We start from the raw sequence: 14,721 nt of genomic DNA on the forward strand, positions 1-14,721 counted from the left end.
AATGCTGCGCTTCACCGAAGACCATGAGTGGCTGCGGCTCGACGGCGACGTCGCGACGGTCGGCATCACCGGCTTCGCGGCCGAACAACTGGGGGACCTCGTCTATGTCGAGCTTCCCAAAGTCGGAGCCAAGCTCACCAAGGGCGCCGGCGCGGCCGTGGTGGAGTCGGTCAAGGCGGCGTCCGACGTCTACGCCCCATTGTCCGGCGAGGTCGTCGAGGTGAACGAGGGTGTCGTCGCCGACCCGGCTTCGATCGGAAGCGATCCTCAGGGCGCCGGCTGGCTCTACCGGATGAGGCTCGACGACGCCTCGGCCATGGACGCCCTGATGGACGAAGCCGCCTATGCGGAGATTTCCAGATGAGCGCTCGTCGATACGATCCCTACGACTTCGCCAACCGTCGCCACATCGGACCGACGGAATCCGAGATCGCCGAAATGCTCTCGGAAGTCGGAGCGGCCGACCTCCACGCCTTGATCGACGAAACGCTACCGCCTGACATCCGCCAGGAGAGCCGCATCGACTTCGGCAAACCGCTCTCCGAACGCCGCGCGATCGAGCGGATGCGAGCGGTGGCCAACCGCAACCGGCCGCTCGTCTCGCTAATTGGGCAGGGCTATCACGGCACGACGATGCCGCCGGCGATCCAGCGCAACATCTTCGAGAACCCGGCCTGGTACACCGCCTATTCGCCCTACCAGCCCGAGATCAGCCAGGGCCGGCTCGAGGCGTTGATCAACTTCCAGACCATGGTCTGCGATCTCTCCGGCCTCGACGTCGCCAACGCCTCTCTGCTCGACGAGGCGACTGCGGCGGCCGAGGCCATGGCGATGGCGCGCCGCGTCTCGACGTCGGAGGCCAACGCCTTCTTCGTGGACAAGGACTGCCTGCCGCAGACCATCGCGGTGGTGAAGACCCGCGCCGAGCCGCTCGGCTGGGAGGTCGTGGTCGGCGATCCGTTCAGCGATCTCGAGCCGGTAGAAGTGTTCGGCGCGCTGTTCCAGTACCCGGGCGTCGAGGGGGCGATCCACGACTTCACCGGCCCGATCGATGCGCTGCACAAGGCCGGCGCGATCGCGGCTGTCGCGGCGGATCCGCTGGCGCTGACGCTCTTGAAGCCGCCGGGCGAAATGGGCGCTGACATCGCGGTCGGCTCCACCCAGCGCTTCGGCGTGCCGATAGGCTTCGGCGGCCCGCATGCGGCCTATATGGCGGTGCGCGACGCCTACAAGCGCACCATGCCAGGGCGCATCGTCGGCGTCTCGGTCGACAGCCGCGGCAACCGCGCCTATCGGCTTGCTCTGCAGACCCGTGAACAGCACATCCGTCGCGAGAAGGCGACATCTAACATCTGCACCGCCCAGGTGCTGCTCGCCGTCATCGCCTCGATGTACGCCGTGTTCCATGGGCCGGAAGGGCTGAAGGGCATCGCGGCGCGGGTGCATCGCGACGCGACGAGGCTTGCCGAGGGACTGGAGGCGGCGGGCTTCACGGTCGCGCCGGGTGCCTTCTTCGACACTATCACGGTCGATGTCGGCGCCTTCCAGAGCTTGATCCTCGCCCGCGCGGTCGAGAACGGCGTCAACCTGCGCAAGGTCGGCGCAAGCCGCATCGGGATCACGGTCGACGAGCGCACTCGCGAGCATGTCATCGAGGCGGTCTGGCGCGCCTTCGGTAGCGACCGCAAAGTCGACCTCGACGAGTGGCCGGATAGCCGGCTGCCCGGCGCGCTCGCCCGGACGTCGGACTTCCTGACCCATCCCGTGTTCCACATGAACCGGGCTGAGAGCGAGATGACGCGCTACATGCGCCGCCTCGCGGACCGCGACCTCGCGCTCGACCGGGCCATGATTCCGCTCGGCTCCTGCACGATGAAGCTGAACGCCACCGCCGAGATGCTGCCGATTTCCTGGCCGGAGTTTTCGGAAATTCACCCCTTTGCGCCGACTGACCAGACGGCGGGTTATGCCGAGCTGATCGGCGACCTCAGCCAAAAGCTCTGCGACATTACCGGCTATGACGCGATCTCGATGCAGCCGAACTCCGGCGCGCAAGGCGAATATGCCGGACTGTTGACGATCCGCCGCTATCACCTCTCCCGCGGCGAGCCGCACAGGACGGTTTGCCTGATCCCGTCATCGGCGCACGGCACCAACCCAGCCTCGGCGCAGATGTGCGGCATGACTGTGGTGGTGGTGGGCGCGCGGCCCGACGGCGACATCGACCTCGACGACTTCCGAGCCAAAGCCGAGACGCATTCAGCCAATATAGCCGCCTGCATGATCACCTATCCGTCGACCCACGGCGTGTTCGAGGGCCATGTCCGCGAGATCTGCGACATCATCCACGCCCATGGCGGGCAGGTCTATCTCGACGGCGCCAACCTTAACGCGCTGGTCGGCCTCGCCCGGCCCGGCGACATCGGGGCCGACGTCAGCCACCTGAACCTGCACAAGACCTTCTGCATCCCGCACGGCGGCGGCGGGCCGGGCATGGGACCGATCGGTGTCAAGTCACACCTGATCCCATTCTTGCCCGGCCATCCGGAGACCGGCGGGGAGGGTGCGGTCTCGGCGGCGCCGTTCGGCTCGGCATCCATTCTACCGATCTCGTGGAGTTACTGCCTGATGATGGGCGGGCGCGGCCTCACACAGGCGACGCGGGTCGCAATTCTGAACGCCAATTACATCGCGGCACGGCTGAAGCGCGCGTACCCTATTCTCTACGCGGGGCGGAACGGGCGGGTGGCGCATGAATGCATCGTGGACGTGCGGCCCTTCGCCAAGAGCGTTGGGGTCAATGTAGACGACATCGCCAAGCGACTGATCGATTGCGGCTTCCATCCGCCAACCATGAGTTGGCCAGTCGCCGGCACGCTGATGATCGAGCCGACCGAGTCCGAGACGAAGGCGGAGATCGACCGCTTCTGCGACGCGATGCTGGCGATCCGCGAGGAGATACGGGAGATCGAGGAAGGTAGGATCGACAAGCTCAACAACCCGGTCAAGCGCGCGCCGCACACGGTGAGCGACCTGATCGGCGCGTGGGAGCGACCCTACAGCCGCGAGGCCGCCTGCTTTCCAGCAGGTTCGCTCGGGATCGATAAGTATTGGCCGCCGGTAAACCGGGTCGACAATGCCTATGGCGACCGCAACCTAATGTGCTCATGCCCCCCGTCCGAGGCTTACGCTTCGACACCGGTCGCAGCCGAATAGCGAGCGCCGGCCGTCGCGCGGGCATCGCTTATTTGATAAACAGGTTCAGGGCCGTCGCGGCGCGCCAGAGCGGCGCGCGGTTTGGCACTGGTCCTACGGCGAAACGATGGAGATACAGGCGGGCGTCAGCGAGCAGTATGGCGCCGGGAGCGATCGCGAGTCTGGACTATCGCGGTCGCGCGGCTGGCCTCCCTATTTCCGCACGCTTTGATCCAAAACGCCGTCGAAGTCCGGAAAAGGGAGAACGCAATCAATCGTACTTTGTCGGCCACGCTTGCCTAGGCGAACTTGGTTGAAGCGGATCGCCCAATGCCCGCGCAGCGCCTGATGAGGGCTTTCAAATCAGTCAACTAGGCTGGCGATGGCCCCGGCCAGTACGCCCTTAAGACTCCGGGATCCGCCGGCTCAATGATCGCGTTTCGGACTGACTCGCTCGCGCTGGAGCGCTGCGGTTAGAGTCTCCGACCAGAGCTTCATACCCTCGGTCTTCAGGTGGATCTGCTGGGCAGTAAAGTAATGTTTTGAAGTGGTTCGCGCCATCGTCTCGTGCAGTGTCTCCTCGCTTAGGGGAAGGCGGATTTCAGTCGTGTGCGCAAGTATGGCGGACGCAGCCCGGCCTAAGCCGGCATTGACGAGCTCATTGGTTATGCTTCGCCGACCGTCATGCATCGTCCAGTCGTCGATGCCGCTCAAACGAAATAGGTTAGGGCGTGCGCGACCTCTGCTTGGCGACGGCTTGGGTCCGGGTTTTCCCTCGCGTTCCCGAGCAGCCTTGTAGCTCGTCCGCGCCGGCTTGCCTCTCAGCCGGTCGAACAGTTGACTGATGGCGTTGGGCGCGACGTGCCCGTCGCCCCTATGACTTGGAAAAGCCCATTTCGAGCGCGCCAGTCCCCGTAGCGCGCGCCGACGATCGATCTCATCCCATGCTTCTCGCATGACGGCATAAGCAGTCGGCGGGATCGGGATCGCGTGATCAAGGGGCGTCTTCATCTGGTCCGCGGTCCAGTGCGCGATCCACCAGCCTTCCTCGTCGGGATGAGTTTTGATGTTTGCGCGTTCAAGTTGGATGAGGGCGCCAACCCGCTGGCCGGTCGCTATGCCGACCCGTAGCGCCGCCAATACGCCGGGCATCACCACTAACGGATCATCGTTGCGCCGTCGCTCATGCTCGACGATCGCAAGGGTCCGCGCCAATTCGTCCGGCCCCGGAGCGCGAAGACGCTTCTTCGCGCTGTAGTCGACCTTGATCTGGCGCCACCAGGGCTCCGCGACATAGGCGAGGCCGCTCTCGACAGGCTTCGTCGTTTTCGCCCAATCAAGCATGGCGACGGCCTCCGACATGCAGCGGAAGGTGGTGGAGTTTGGCCGGCCGTCCTCGTCTGGGCCGCCTCCAGGCGTTAGCGCCTGCTGGATCCGGAACAGGTCGAGAAAGCGAAGCTCCGCGACGCGCCTGCCGGCGATCGGCGTAAAGGCGGCGTGGCGGAGATAGCGGGCATACTGCTGCTGGTTGCGACCTTCTTTGAGCTTTTGAAGCTTGCGCTTGAGGAAAGCGTCGACGCACTCTCGCCAAGTCCAAGACATTTCTCCGACCGACGCGCTGTTGCCCTGAGCGGAAGCATGCGTCGCGAAGACGTGGGCGTCGGAAGCGGAGGTGCCGCCTAAAATCAACTGCTCGCGGTAGGTCCTGACATAGATCTTCGCGTCGCGGCCTGCCTTCAGCGCGGCCCGAACCTCTCGGGCCAGGTGCTTAGCAATGGTCAGCGTGATCAGCGTCGGATCCTGCGGGTCGTCTTCGACCAACCGAAGGGCCCCAAGCTTGATGGTGCGGGCGCGATCCCGAAACATGTAGCTCGCAGACGTCGCGTTAAAGGCAAGCGAGAGGCCGGAGCCCTTCTCGCGCCACTCATCGTCGGGGACGTGTCGACCGGACTTGATCGCGCGTGCAGCTTTCTCGACATGAGTCTGAGTCAGGCTATCGACACTTCTGGTTGAGGACATGTGCGACCTCCCATTGATGGCGCAAGGTTGGCACCACATCGGCACCACATCTCAGACCTACAAATTGAGGGAATTGGGGTCGGGTCAATCCCTAGATCGAGCAAAAACCCCTCGAAAGGCTTGAAAATAGAGATTGGTTCAGGGTTTTGCGATCCTAGAGACGTCGCCTTCCAAGCTGAATACGAGGGTTCGATTCCCTTCACCCGCTCCAGCCGCCTTCCTTCTCTAATTCAACGAACACGGCGGGTAGCGACCGCGTCTGACCGGCCCCAGACATGGGAGCCGACCGGCGACAAACAGGCTCCCAAACACCTCATCGGCGCAGCCAGTCCCCACGGATCACCCATGCGGGTTCCGACGCCGTTCTCGAGGGGCTAGGAAGCCGGGCAGGGCGCGGGGGCGCACATCGAGCGTCGAGGCGTGGAATCGCCGCCAGCGGCCTTCCCACGGGCGGGGCAGGGCGACTCGATCCATGTCGGCGATCGGCGACATTCAGCGGGACGATCTCGACCACGCCCGAAATCTCGCCGCTCGGCGACCCGGATTATCCCGCAGGACGGTGATCGTCGATGATTGCGGAATTAAACGAAGGGGCGCGCCCCGTGAGACGCGCCCTTCAGTCTTGAGCGAGCTCGCCAGGGCTACCTGCGCGCCTTCTCTGCCCGGATGTTCTGGAGGTCCCTCTCCGCGGTACCGGGCGATGGGTTCGTCCATCGCGATCAGCAGCGCGATCACGTTCGCCACGGGTCTAACTGCTTGTGTCGGTGGCCCTTCCTCAGGGAAGAAGGCCGCCACGATCAATGGCGAGGAGCGCCGGGCGACGTCCGCGGCCGCGCCCGTCACGTTTCCGATGAGGTCTGCAAATTCTGCGCAGGCCTGGGCGTTCCGACGCAAAGCCGCAGCATCCCAAGTCGAACGATCATTCAGGACTTCGGATTCGGCAGCGTCGATTGAGGACCCTGCCGCTAGTCGCCTCGCCCACCGCATCCATTCAGGGGGGCGTCTGCCGTTTCATCGCACCCAGGCGTGAGGGTCACTGTTTCGCGCAGCGCCGCCTGCCGGCTGATCCGGGCTCCAGGCAGGATAAGGTGGGTCGACGAAGAGCCGTCGAAGGCTTCGAAGAGGCGTGTTCAGCTAGTTGACCCGGAGATTCTGTAGCCTCCAGAGATCGCACTCGTCGCCACAATCACTCAATGGCTTGGGTGAGGCCCCTCCCTAGATCTCGTAGACGAAGCTCGCCATGGGATCGGCGCGCGCGTCGCGCAGTTCGGCGAGCGTCCGGTGGTCGAGGACGCCCGCGATGGCTTCGCGCACCTCGAGCATCATGATCCGGATCTCGCAGAGCTCGATCGTGCCGCAATCGCTGCAGGGCGCATAGCTCGTGCGGCTCGCGCAGGCGATCGGCGCGAGCGGGCCGTCGAGCGTGCGGATGATCGAGCCGACCGAGATGGCCTCCGGGCGCCGCGCCAGCATATAGCCGCCGTTGCGGCCGGTCTTGCTCGTCAGGAAGCCGGCATTGCGAAGCTCGGTCAGGATGGCGTCGAGAAACTTCTTCGGAAGCGCGTTGTCCTTGGCGATCGACGCCACGAAGGCTGACGCGCCGTAATCGAGCCGCGCGAGATGCAGCATGGCCTTCAGGCCGTATTTCGCCTTCTTGGTCAGCATGCCGGCGCGGCGCGATCAAGCGCCCGAAGAGGGCTCCTCGTGACGAGGCGGCCGCGAACGCCGCGGGCCTGGACCCTGCGCAAGGACAGAGCGCGCAGGGCGGAAAAACTGCTGGACATGCTGGATCCGACGAACGGTGGAGCGCCATGGAACGCCGGGTCGGATCATTTTACAATAAAAATGATAGATTTAGTCTTTTGTCTGGACGCGACGGCGGTTGGATGACATGTTTTTGACGGCCTCGGGCAAAAGGCCTTCGCGCGGAACGGTTATTTCCGAAATCTCCCTATCCCTAGTAGGGAATAGGTATTTCCTTGCAATATGAATAACTTAGCCAGAATTATTTTTGCACTGTGCATTGCAATCTCCCGTTTTGCAGTGCATTAAATGACGCGTTGATGACGTCGTTGTAAGCGCGTCGCCGGCCTGGTCCGGAAGGCGTGCTCCACGTCGGTTTTCGGTGCGGAACGTGACCACGCGAGCATGACGCTTCGCCGCCTCCAGGCGACGAAAACGGATTGTCGCGTCCAGCGCTCCGCTGGTGCGGCGAGGTTCGCCGCGTTCGGCCTTATCGGAGCGAGGTGACCCCGATCATGCAGACCCAGCCCGTCGCCCTGGACACCACCGACGAGGTCGCGGCGCCCGCGGCCGGAGGTTTGCGCCGAGCGTGTCTGTCCTATCCGGAGGTTCTGGCGCAGTCGGTTTCGGTCATCGCTCCGTCGACCGTGCCTGCGGCCATCATCGGCCTGATCTTCGCGTCGGCCGGCAACGGCACATGGCTCAGCTTCCTGCTTGGCATGCTGGGGCTCGTCCTGGTCAGCCTCAACGTCAACCAGTTCGCCACCCGTTCGGCCTCGCCCGGCTCGCTCTACACCTACATCACGCGCGGCCTCGGCCCGACGTCCGGCATCCTCGGCGGCTGGGCGCTGGTGTTCGCCTACACGCTGACAGGCATGTCGACGCTCTGCGGCTTCGCGATCGTGGGCGACGTCCTCCTCGGCCAGGCGACCGGCATGCAGCTTCCGACGCTCGTCTGGTTCGCCGTCGGCGCCGGCGTCGCGGGCTGGGTCGCGATGCGCAACATCCAGCTTTCGGCCAAGACCATGCTCGTGTTCGAAGGCGTGTCGCTGGTCTCGATCGTCGCGCTCGGCGTCATCATCTGGAACGCCCACGGCTTCTCGGTCGACGCCGCCCAGTTCAAGCTCGAGGGCGCGACCGCGAGCGGCGTCCTCGTCGGCGTCGTGCTGGTCGTCTTCGGCTTTTCCGGCTTCGAGAGCTCGACCTCGCTCGGCGCGGAGGCCAAGGATCCGCTGAAGTCGATCCCGCGCTCGGTCACCCACTCGGTGGTGTTCTCCGGCATCGTCTTCATCTTCATGGCCTATGTCGTGGTCATGGGCTTTGAAGGTTCGCCCATGTCGCTCGCGAACTCGGAAGCTCCGCTAGACCATCTGTCGGAGAAGTTCGGCGTCGGCCCGCTCGGGACCGTCATCACCGTCGGCGTGTTCTTGAGCTTCTTCGCCTGCACGCTTGCGGCCATCAACTCGACCGCCCGCATCATCTTCTCGATGGCCCGGCACGGCCTGTTCTTCGAGGCGCTCGGCGAAGCCCACGAGACCAACCGCACCCCCCATGTCGCGGTCGCGGTCGCGGCGCTCATCACCTTCGCGGCCCCCACCGCCGGCCTCGCCTTCGGGATCAGCGCCTTCGACGCGCAGGGGCATTTCGGCACGCTCTGCAGCTTCGGCTTCATCTCCGTCTATCTGCTCATCACGCTGGCCGCCCCTCTCTACCTGCGCTCGATCGGGCAGCTCAGCTGGCGCGCCGTGGCCTATTCGGCCGGCGGGCTCGCCTTCATGGCGCTGCCTCTGCTTGGCACCTTCGGCCTTCCCGGCAGCGAGCTGTTCCCGCCGATCGACTGGCCCAACACGCTGCTGGCCGGTGCCTTCTTCGCCTACATGCTGGTCGGCGTCGCCTGGCTGCTCGTCGAGCGCATCCGGCGTCCGCAGATGATCGAGACCGTGCAGGACGCGGTCGAGGGCGGCCAGATGCAGTTCGCGGTCGCGCCGGCCAAGCGCGCCGGCTGAAGCCGCCGAAAAGATCCGGCGGTCCCGAGCGGGGCCGCCCTTCCTCCAGCTCTGTTCAGGAGAGACAAACATGAGCGCGACTGAAACCATCGACGCCCCGCAGCACAGCGCCCTCGAGGGCGTCTCCACCGCGGTCGAGAACGCGATCGACTACATCGGCAATGCGGGCGCGAGCGCCGGGGCCTCGGTCAAGTCGGCGGCGGGCAAGGCCGGCGACGTCATCGGCGCGGGAGCCTACAAGGGCGCCTATGGCGCGTCCTACGGCGTCGTGTTCGCCGCGGTGTTCCTGAAGGAGCTGCTGCCGACCGGAAGCGCGGTGCGCCGCGGCTTCGAGGACGGCGCGCACGCGGCCTTCGACGCGATCGACGAGCGCAAGGCGGCGTCGACGGTCGAGGCCGTCGAGGAGGTCGACGAAGAGGCTCCCGTGGCCAAGCGCTCGCGCCGCAAGGCGGCGACCGCCGAAGCCTGATTTCTCGGAAGCTCCCGACGCGACCAAACGGTTATGGCCCGCAGCGCTTCAGGCGCTGCGGGCCATTTTCTTTCGGAGTGAACTGACCCGAACCGCCATGCCCCGGCGGAGCCGGGTATCCCCGACTGGCTGGGATTGAGAAGCTCTAAGACCAAGTCGTGGATGCCCGCGCGAAGGCGCGGGCATGAGGGCTGCGCTCTACTCCGCGACCGCGGGCGCCGGGAGCTGCCTCGCAGCCTGCTGGCGTTCCTTCTCCAGCCGGACCGCAGAGGCCTTGCGCAGCGGCAGCAGGCCGTTGCCGACCGCGAGCAGGCCGCCGATCTGATTGAAGATCATCGAGTGCATCACCGTGAAGCCGCCAAACAGCGCGCCCGCGATGCAGATGATGTTCGGGATCAGGATCACGCCCCAGCTGCGGTTGATGTTGCGGGAGAGCTCCTGGGAGACGTCGCGCAGCTGCAGCAGCTTTACGAGGCTGTCCTCCATCAGCACGACCTGAGCGGTGTCGGTCGCGATCGACGAGGCCCCGCGCAGCGAGATCGAGACGTTCGCGGTCTTGAGCGCGATCGAGTCGTTCACGCCGTCGCCGATGAAACAGACCGTGCGGCCCTCCTTCTGCAGCAGCTCGACATACGCCGCCTTGTCCTGCGGCAGCACCTCGGCGAAGTACCGATCCATGCCGAGCTTCTCGGCGAGCTTCTTGGTCGGCTGCTCGTGGTCGCCCGAGATGATGACGAGCTGCTTGGCGCCGCGGGCCCGAAGTCCCTCGATCACGGCCTTGGCCTCGGGCCGCTCGGCCGCATGAAGCTCCAGCGCGCCGCCGAGCCTGTCGTCGACGCCGACCATCACGAGCGAGTGGCCCTCCTCATGCGCGGCCTCGATCTCGGCCTTGAGGGCCTCGGGAAGCGCGATGCCCTCATGCTCCATGAAGCGCGCGCTGCCGACCCGGACCGTGTGGCCGTCGACCGAGACCGTGATGCCGTAGCCGACATGGTACTTCGAGTCGTCGATCGCGGGCGGGTCGAGCTTGAGCTCGCGCGCCTTCTCGACGATGGCCTTGGCGATCGGATGGCTGAACCGTTTCTCGGCCGCCGCCGCCCAGGAGAGGATCTGGTTCTCGGTATAGGTCTCGTAGGTGAGGATGCGCCCGACCTCGGGCCGTTCGCGCGTCAGCGTGCCGGTCTTGTCGAACAGGAAGGTGTCGACGTTCTTCAGCTGCTCGAGCGCCCGGCCGTCCTTCACCAGGATGCCGAGCTCGGCCGACAGCGTCAGCGAGGTCAGCATCGCGATCGGAGCCGCCATCCGGATGCCGGTGCCGAGGTCGCAGTTCACCACAGCGGTCGCGGCGTTGACGCCCGTCATGGCGTAGCCGAGCCCGCCGAGCGCGAGCGTCGGGACCACCGCCTTGTCGGCGAGCTCCTCGCCGCGCGACTGGGACTTCAGCTTGTAGCCCGCGGTGTCGTTCAGGATGCGGGTGAGCTTCGCCGAGGTCGTCTGGTCGCCCGCGCTCGTGACCGAGACCCGCACCTTTCCCGCGATGAGCGTGGTGGAGGCCAGCACCGGATCGCCCTTCACCTTCTCGACCGGCGCGGATTCGCCGGTGAGCGTGTGCTGGTCGACCATCGCCATGCCGTCGACCACTTCGCCGTCGACAGGCACGGTCTCGCCGGTGTGGATGACGATGACGTCGCCGAGCTTCAGCTTCTCCAGCGGCGTCTCGACCTCGGCGCCGTCGACCTCGAGCCAGACGAAGCGCGGCTGCTTGCCGAAGACGTTGAGCAGCATCTTCTTCGAGTCGTCCTCGGTCTTCTGCACGAGGCGGCGCGAGACCGAGAGCGTGAAGCCGAGCACCGTGCCGGCGAGCACCTGGTTGGTGGCCAGGCACGCCGCCACCACGATCGCGTCGAGCACGTCGACGCCGACGCGCTTTTCCTTGAACACCACCTCGTAGGCGCTCTTGAAGCTCGGGATCACCGAATAGAGGAACAGAGCGGCGCTCACCGGCGCGAGCGCCGGCACGAAGAAGCGGCTCGCGACCGCAAGCGCCACAGAGGCCGTGTTGACGGGGAGGTCGAGATCGACCGGCGAGGGCTCGGCGTCAGGCGCGGACGCGGTCACGGCGTCGAGCAGCGTCACGATCTGGGAAAGCGTCAGCTGCTTCGGATTGAAATGCACCAGCACCGTGCCGGTGAGTTCGTTGGTGACGTAGCGGTCCACGCCAAAAGTGTTCATGAACTCGCGTTCGACGAGCTGGCAGACGTCGCGGCGGCGCACCAGGCCTGGATTGTAGAGCCGCACGCGCCCCGGCAGCGCGTGCCGGATCGTCCAGCTCGACAGCCGCCTGTCATAGCGCTGCAGCCGGATCGCGCTCGCCGAGCCGCGTCCGAAGTCTTCCGGGAAGATCAGCGCTTGCGACGCATCCGTCCGCCCGATCGGCCGCGTGAGCAGCGCCGCAAGCGCGCTGACCCCTTCGCCTTTCGCCAAGGGCGCGGCGAGGAACAGCTCGGCGCTGCGGCTCCGGCCGTCGATCTCGACCTGGGAGACGTTCTGCGCCTGGAACGCGCGCTCGAAGAAGTCGCGCGCGGTGTCGCTGCGCGGGTCGCCGAACAGCCGGGCGCTCGTAAAGCGCACGCGCGTGGGGGAGGGGAACGACACCTTCAGGTCCGACGCCCCGGCCGCGGCCGCGCCGCGTTTCCTCGGCGCGCGAGAGACGGCGTGGGCGCCCGCGGAGCTGGCTCGATGCGTCACGGGGCCCGTCGCCCGCGTCCTGGTCTGCGTCTTCGGCGAGGGCTGGACGGTCGGCATGGATCAGCTTCCGGGTTCGAGGTCTGCGGAACGGCTCTGCGTCGACGTCGCCGCGGCTGGCTTGTGGCGGCGTTCGGCGTTCAGGTCCTCGAGCGCCTCCTTGCGGTCGAGCACGACGCGCGCGCCTGACGCATAGGCGTCGCCGACCGCGTCTCCGCCGCGCGACCAGGCGTCCCGAAAGACGCCGAACAAGGCCGAGATCGCCGAGGCGCCCTTGGGCCGCTTCGGGAAATCGATTTCGAAAGCCTGCGAAGCGGCGCGTCCCTGAGGCAGCGCGCGCCGCTTGGCGGCTCCTGCCGCAGGCGGCCGCTTCGAAGGGTCTTGGGCAGACGACATTGGACCGCTCCCGAGGTGTGCGGCGCACGGGCGGTCCGCAGCCGGCCCGCGCGTCTGGAAGGTCAGCCTTCGGCCTTGCGCGACTTGATCACGACCTTTCGGACCCGGGGCTTGGGAGCCGCCTGCGGCTTCGGCTCGGGCTCGTGCGCTTCAGGTTCGGGTTCGAACTGGTCCTTCGCGGCGCGTCGGCTCGCGACGGCGTCGATCGCCGCCTCCGCTCCATCCTCGAAGCCGCGGCGAAGCGCATTGTCCTCGGGCAGAAGCTCCTTGAGGAACACGGCGCCAAACACGACGCCGAACGAAAGCCCGTAGGCGGCGTTGTAGGCGCCGGCCGATACGCCGGACTTCACCTTCTGGGCCGCAGCCTTGGCCGACTCGCTCGCGTCAGCGCGCGCGTCGCCGATCGACTGCGCCGCCGCTTCAAGGGCGTCGCCGAGAACGGACAGGGGGTTGCTTTCCGGTGCTTCGGCGGTGGCGGCGGCCATGGACAGTTCCTTTTGCGACGTCTTGGAGAAACGCGGGCGGTCGTCTGGAGAGCTCTCGGGAGCGATGGAGTTCGCCCCCGCGACGCCGTTTGCGTCCGCCGCCTGTTCGACCAGCGGGAGCGGCGCAAAAGCCATCTTGCCTCTTTAGACCATCAAGTCTATAGATTGTATGTGACGGGTAGCGGTCGGGGCCGTTCTTGTCAAACAGATGACAGCGCTTCCGGGCGCTCACGTCGATCTGTCGCAGCGGGAGCCGCGTCTGGTCTGGCGGCTTGATTTCGGAACGGCGTCAGGCCGTCAGAAAACTGTGACGCTGCGGACGTAAAAGCAAAGTCGAGCGAGTCGATATGCAAGGCTTCGAGAGATGGTCAGACCAGCGGCTCACCGGCTTGATGAGCCGAACGACGGCTTCGGAATGACGGATATTGCGATCCGCCCGAACGCCATGGCCCGAACGTCGGACCTGCTGCGCAATATTCTGCTGGCCAACCCGAATGTCGAAGTCTTCACCGTAGGCCAGATCCTCGATAGCCTTGGAGCCGACAGAACCGAGGCGTCGCTCGTTTTCTTCTCCATGCCTTCGATCGTGCCCGCCCCGGATCTGCCTTCCATGAGCGGGCTCTCGACCGGGATGCTGGCCGGCCAGATGATCGCCGGCCGCAAGACCACGAGCCTGCCCAAAGCCGTTTTGAACAAGAAGGTGCCGCGCCGCTCGCTCGCGGTCGCGATCCATGCGCTGGCCCCCGTCATCGAGGCGGCCGAGAAGATCTCCAAGCCGCGCCTGCGCTGGGCCACGTGCCCGCTGGCGCGCCGGGTCCTTGGCCTGCTGCTCTTCATCCTCGCGGTCGCGATCGCGTTCCCTGTGATCGGCTTCGATCCGCTCCACGCCGCGTCGATCTCGGTGATCTCGCTCGGTCTCGCCGAACAGGACGGCCTCGCCATCCTCCTCGGCGTCATGGCGGGGGTGATCTCGCTCGTGCTGATCGCGACCTCGGGCCTCACCGCGAAGATCCTCAAGTCGAAGATCGCCAAATGGCTCCGCAAGCTCGCCCGGAAGGCCGGGGCCGGCGCGCTCGCCCGCATGTGCGAGAGGCGCGGCTGGACGCGTCTGGCTTCGATGCTCCGCTTCGAGTGGCAGGAGATGCTGCTCTGGTGGGATCCGGAGCGCCGCGCCGCCGAGCGTCACGCGCGCGAGCAGGCCGCGCCGAGGCCCGCGCCTTCGGGCGAACGCCAGCGCGCCGCCGCGCGTCGTCCCGTTCGCCCCGCCAAATCCGCCCAGTCCGGGGCGCTCCGATCCAAATCCTTGCTGACGGCGTGAAATGAAGCGACAGAAGATCTACGAGTTCGACATCGACGCGCCGCTCACCGACGAACGCCGCGAGGCGCTCGAAGCCAACATCGAGAAGAACGCGGGACTGTCCCCGAAGCCGTTCGAATATGGCTGGGAGGAGGACGCCGACGTCCTCCACATCCTGATCGATCCCGTGGACATCGAGGTCGAGTTCCTGGCCGAGAAGGTCGAGCTCTACGCCACCGCGCCCGCCTGGGCGAAGATCGGTTTCACGGCCAAGAAGAAGGCGGAGCTGCAGACGCTCGTCGAGACGGTGCTGCGGGAATCGGACTTCATAGCCGCGTCGTGACGGGCGCCCCGGCGGCCCGCAGC

The 14,721-nt window shown here is 66.1% G+C and carries 11 protein-coding genes; 6 read left to right on the forward strand and 5 right to left on the reverse strand.

Features of this window, described 5'->3' with window-relative positions; all coding sequences use genetic code 11:
* Nucleotide 1: 1 nt before the first annotated feature.
* Both gcvH and gcvP read left to right on the forward strand, forming a co-directional pair.
* Nucleotides 2-364 carry a glycine cleavage system protein GcvH gene (gene gcvH / locus ACFOWB_RS08845; RefSeq protein WP_378146786.1) on the forward strand — a complete coding sequence of 121 codons (363 nt, stop codon included), beginning with the start codon at nt 2-4 and terminating at the stop codon, nt 362-364.
* On the forward strand, nt 361-3,216 hold the full coding sequence (gcvP, locus tag ACFOWB_RS08850) for an aminomethyl-transferring glycine dehydrogenase (protein ID WP_378146788.1): 2,856 nt from the start codon (nt 361-363) through the stop codon (nt 3,214-3,216). The genes gcvH and gcvP overlap by 4 nt, the downstream gene beginning before the upstream one ends.
* A gap of 405 nt (nt 3,217-3,621) precedes the next feature.
* On the opposite strand, the gene ACFOWB_RS08855 is transcribed toward gcvP, so the two are convergent.
* Nucleotides 3,622-5,214 carry a hypothetical protein gene (locus ACFOWB_RS08855; RefSeq protein ID WP_378146790.1) on the reverse strand — a complete coding sequence of 531 codons (1,593 nt, stop codon included), beginning with the start codon at nt 5,212-5,214 and terminating at the stop codon, nt 3,622-3,624.
* 1,215 nt (nt 5,215-6,429) lie between these two features.
* A complete protein-coding gene (locus ACFOWB_RS08860) occupies nt 6,430-6,879 on the reverse strand; it encodes an RrF2 family transcriptional regulator (RefSeq protein ID WP_261403709.1) in 450 nt (149 codons plus the stop codon).
* 593 nt (nt 6,880-7,472) lie between these two features.
* Here ACFOWB_RS08860 and ACFOWB_RS08865 point away from each other — a divergent pair.
* Both ACFOWB_RS08865 and ACFOWB_RS08870 read left to right on the forward strand, forming a co-directional pair.
* On the forward strand, nt 7,473-8,963 hold the full coding sequence (locus ACFOWB_RS08865; protein WP_378146792.1) for an APC family permease: 1,491 nt from the start codon (nt 7,473-7,475) through the stop codon (nt 8,961-8,963).
* Between the two features lie 70 nt (nt 8,964-9,033).
* Nucleotides 9,034-9,432, forward strand: a complete 399-nt coding sequence (locus ACFOWB_RS08870) for a hypothetical protein (protein ID WP_378146794.1) — start codon at nt 9,034-9,036, stop codon at nt 9,430-9,432.
* 198 nt (nt 9,433-9,630) lie between these two features.
* Here ACFOWB_RS08870 and ACFOWB_RS08875 read toward each other — a convergent pair whose 3' ends face one another.
* The 3 genes from ACFOWB_RS08875 to ACFOWB_RS08885 form a co-directional block, all read right to left on the reverse strand.
* Nucleotides 9,631-12,087: a heavy metal translocating P-type ATPase gene (locus tag ACFOWB_RS08875; RefSeq protein WP_378146796.1), complete on the reverse strand. Its 2,457-nt coding sequence runs from the start codon at nt 12,085-12,087 to the stop codon at nt 9,631-9,633.
* 153 nt (nt 12,088-12,240) lie between these two features.
* A complete protein-coding gene (locus ACFOWB_RS08880; RefSeq protein ID WP_261403704.1) occupies nt 12,241-12,573 on the reverse strand; it encodes a hypothetical protein in 333 nt (110 codons plus the stop codon).
* A 62-nt stretch (nt 12,574-12,635) separates the two neighbouring features.
* Nucleotides 12,636-13,058 (reverse strand): hypothetical protein, encoded by a 423-nt coding sequence (locus ACFOWB_RS08885; RefSeq protein ID WP_378146798.1) that lies wholly within the window; start codon nt 13,056-13,058, stop codon nt 12,636-12,638.
* Between the two features lie 415 nt (nt 13,059-13,473).
* Here ACFOWB_RS08885 and ACFOWB_RS08890 point away from each other — a divergent pair, with 415 nt between their 5' ends.
* On the forward strand, nt 13,474-14,376 hold the full coding sequence (locus ACFOWB_RS08890; RefSeq protein ID WP_378146800.1) for an exopolysaccharide biosynthesis protein: 903 nt from the start codon (nt 13,474-13,476) through the stop codon (nt 14,374-14,376).
* Between the two features lies 1 nt (nt 14,377).
* Nucleotides 14,378-14,698 (forward strand): hypothetical protein, encoded by a 321-nt coding sequence (locus ACFOWB_RS08895; protein ID WP_378146802.1) that lies wholly within the window; start codon nt 14,378-14,380, stop codon nt 14,696-14,698.
* Nucleotides 14,699-14,721: the final 23 nt, after the last annotated feature.

Source organism: Chenggangzhangella methanolivorans (assembly GCF_042648545.1).
Taxonomy (GTDB): domain Bacteria; phylum Pseudomonadota; class Alphaproteobacteria; order Rhizobiales; family Methylopilaceae; genus Methylopila; species Methylopila methanolivorans.

Bases quoted from the DNA above. Each gene is read 5' to 3' on its own strand.
- ACFOWB_RS08865 (WP_378146792.1), top strand. From the start codon at position 7,473: ATGCAGACCCAGCCCGTCGCCCTGGACACCACCGACGAGGTCGCGGCG.
- gcvP (WP_378146788.1), top strand. From the start codon at position 361: ATGAGCGCTCGTCGATACGATCCCTACGACTTCGCCAACCGTCGCCAC.
- ACFOWB_RS08880 (WP_261403704.1), bottom strand. From the start codon at position 12,573: ATGTCGTCTGCCCAAGACCCTTCGAAGCGGCCGCCTGCGGCAGGAGCC.
- ACFOWB_RS08855 (WP_378146790.1), bottom strand. From the start codon at position 5,214: ATGTCCTCAACCAGAAGTGTCGATAGCCTGACTCAGACTCATGTCGAG.
- ACFOWB_RS08890 (WP_378146800.1), top strand. From the start codon at position 13,474: ATGACGGATATTGCGATCCGCCCGAACGCCATGGCCCGAACGTCGGAC.
- ACFOWB_RS08895 (WP_378146802.1), top strand. From the start codon at position 14,378: ATGAAGCGACAGAAGATCTACGAGTTCGACATCGACGCGCCGCTCACC.
- ACFOWB_RS08885 (WP_378146798.1), bottom strand. From the start codon at position 13,058: ATGGCCGCCGCCACCGCCGAAGCACCGGAAAGCAACCCCCTGTCCGTT.
- gcvH (WP_378146786.1), top strand. From the start codon at position 2: ATGCTGCGCTTCACCGAAGACCATGAGTGGCTGCGGCTCGACGGCGAC.
- ACFOWB_RS08860 (WP_261403709.1), bottom strand. From the start codon at position 6,879: ATGCTGACCAAGAAGGCGAAATACGGCCTGAAGGCCATGCTGCATCTC.
- ACFOWB_RS08870 (WP_378146794.1), top strand. From the start codon at position 9,034: ATGAGCGCGACTGAAACCATCGACGCCCCGCAGCACAGCGCCCTCGAG.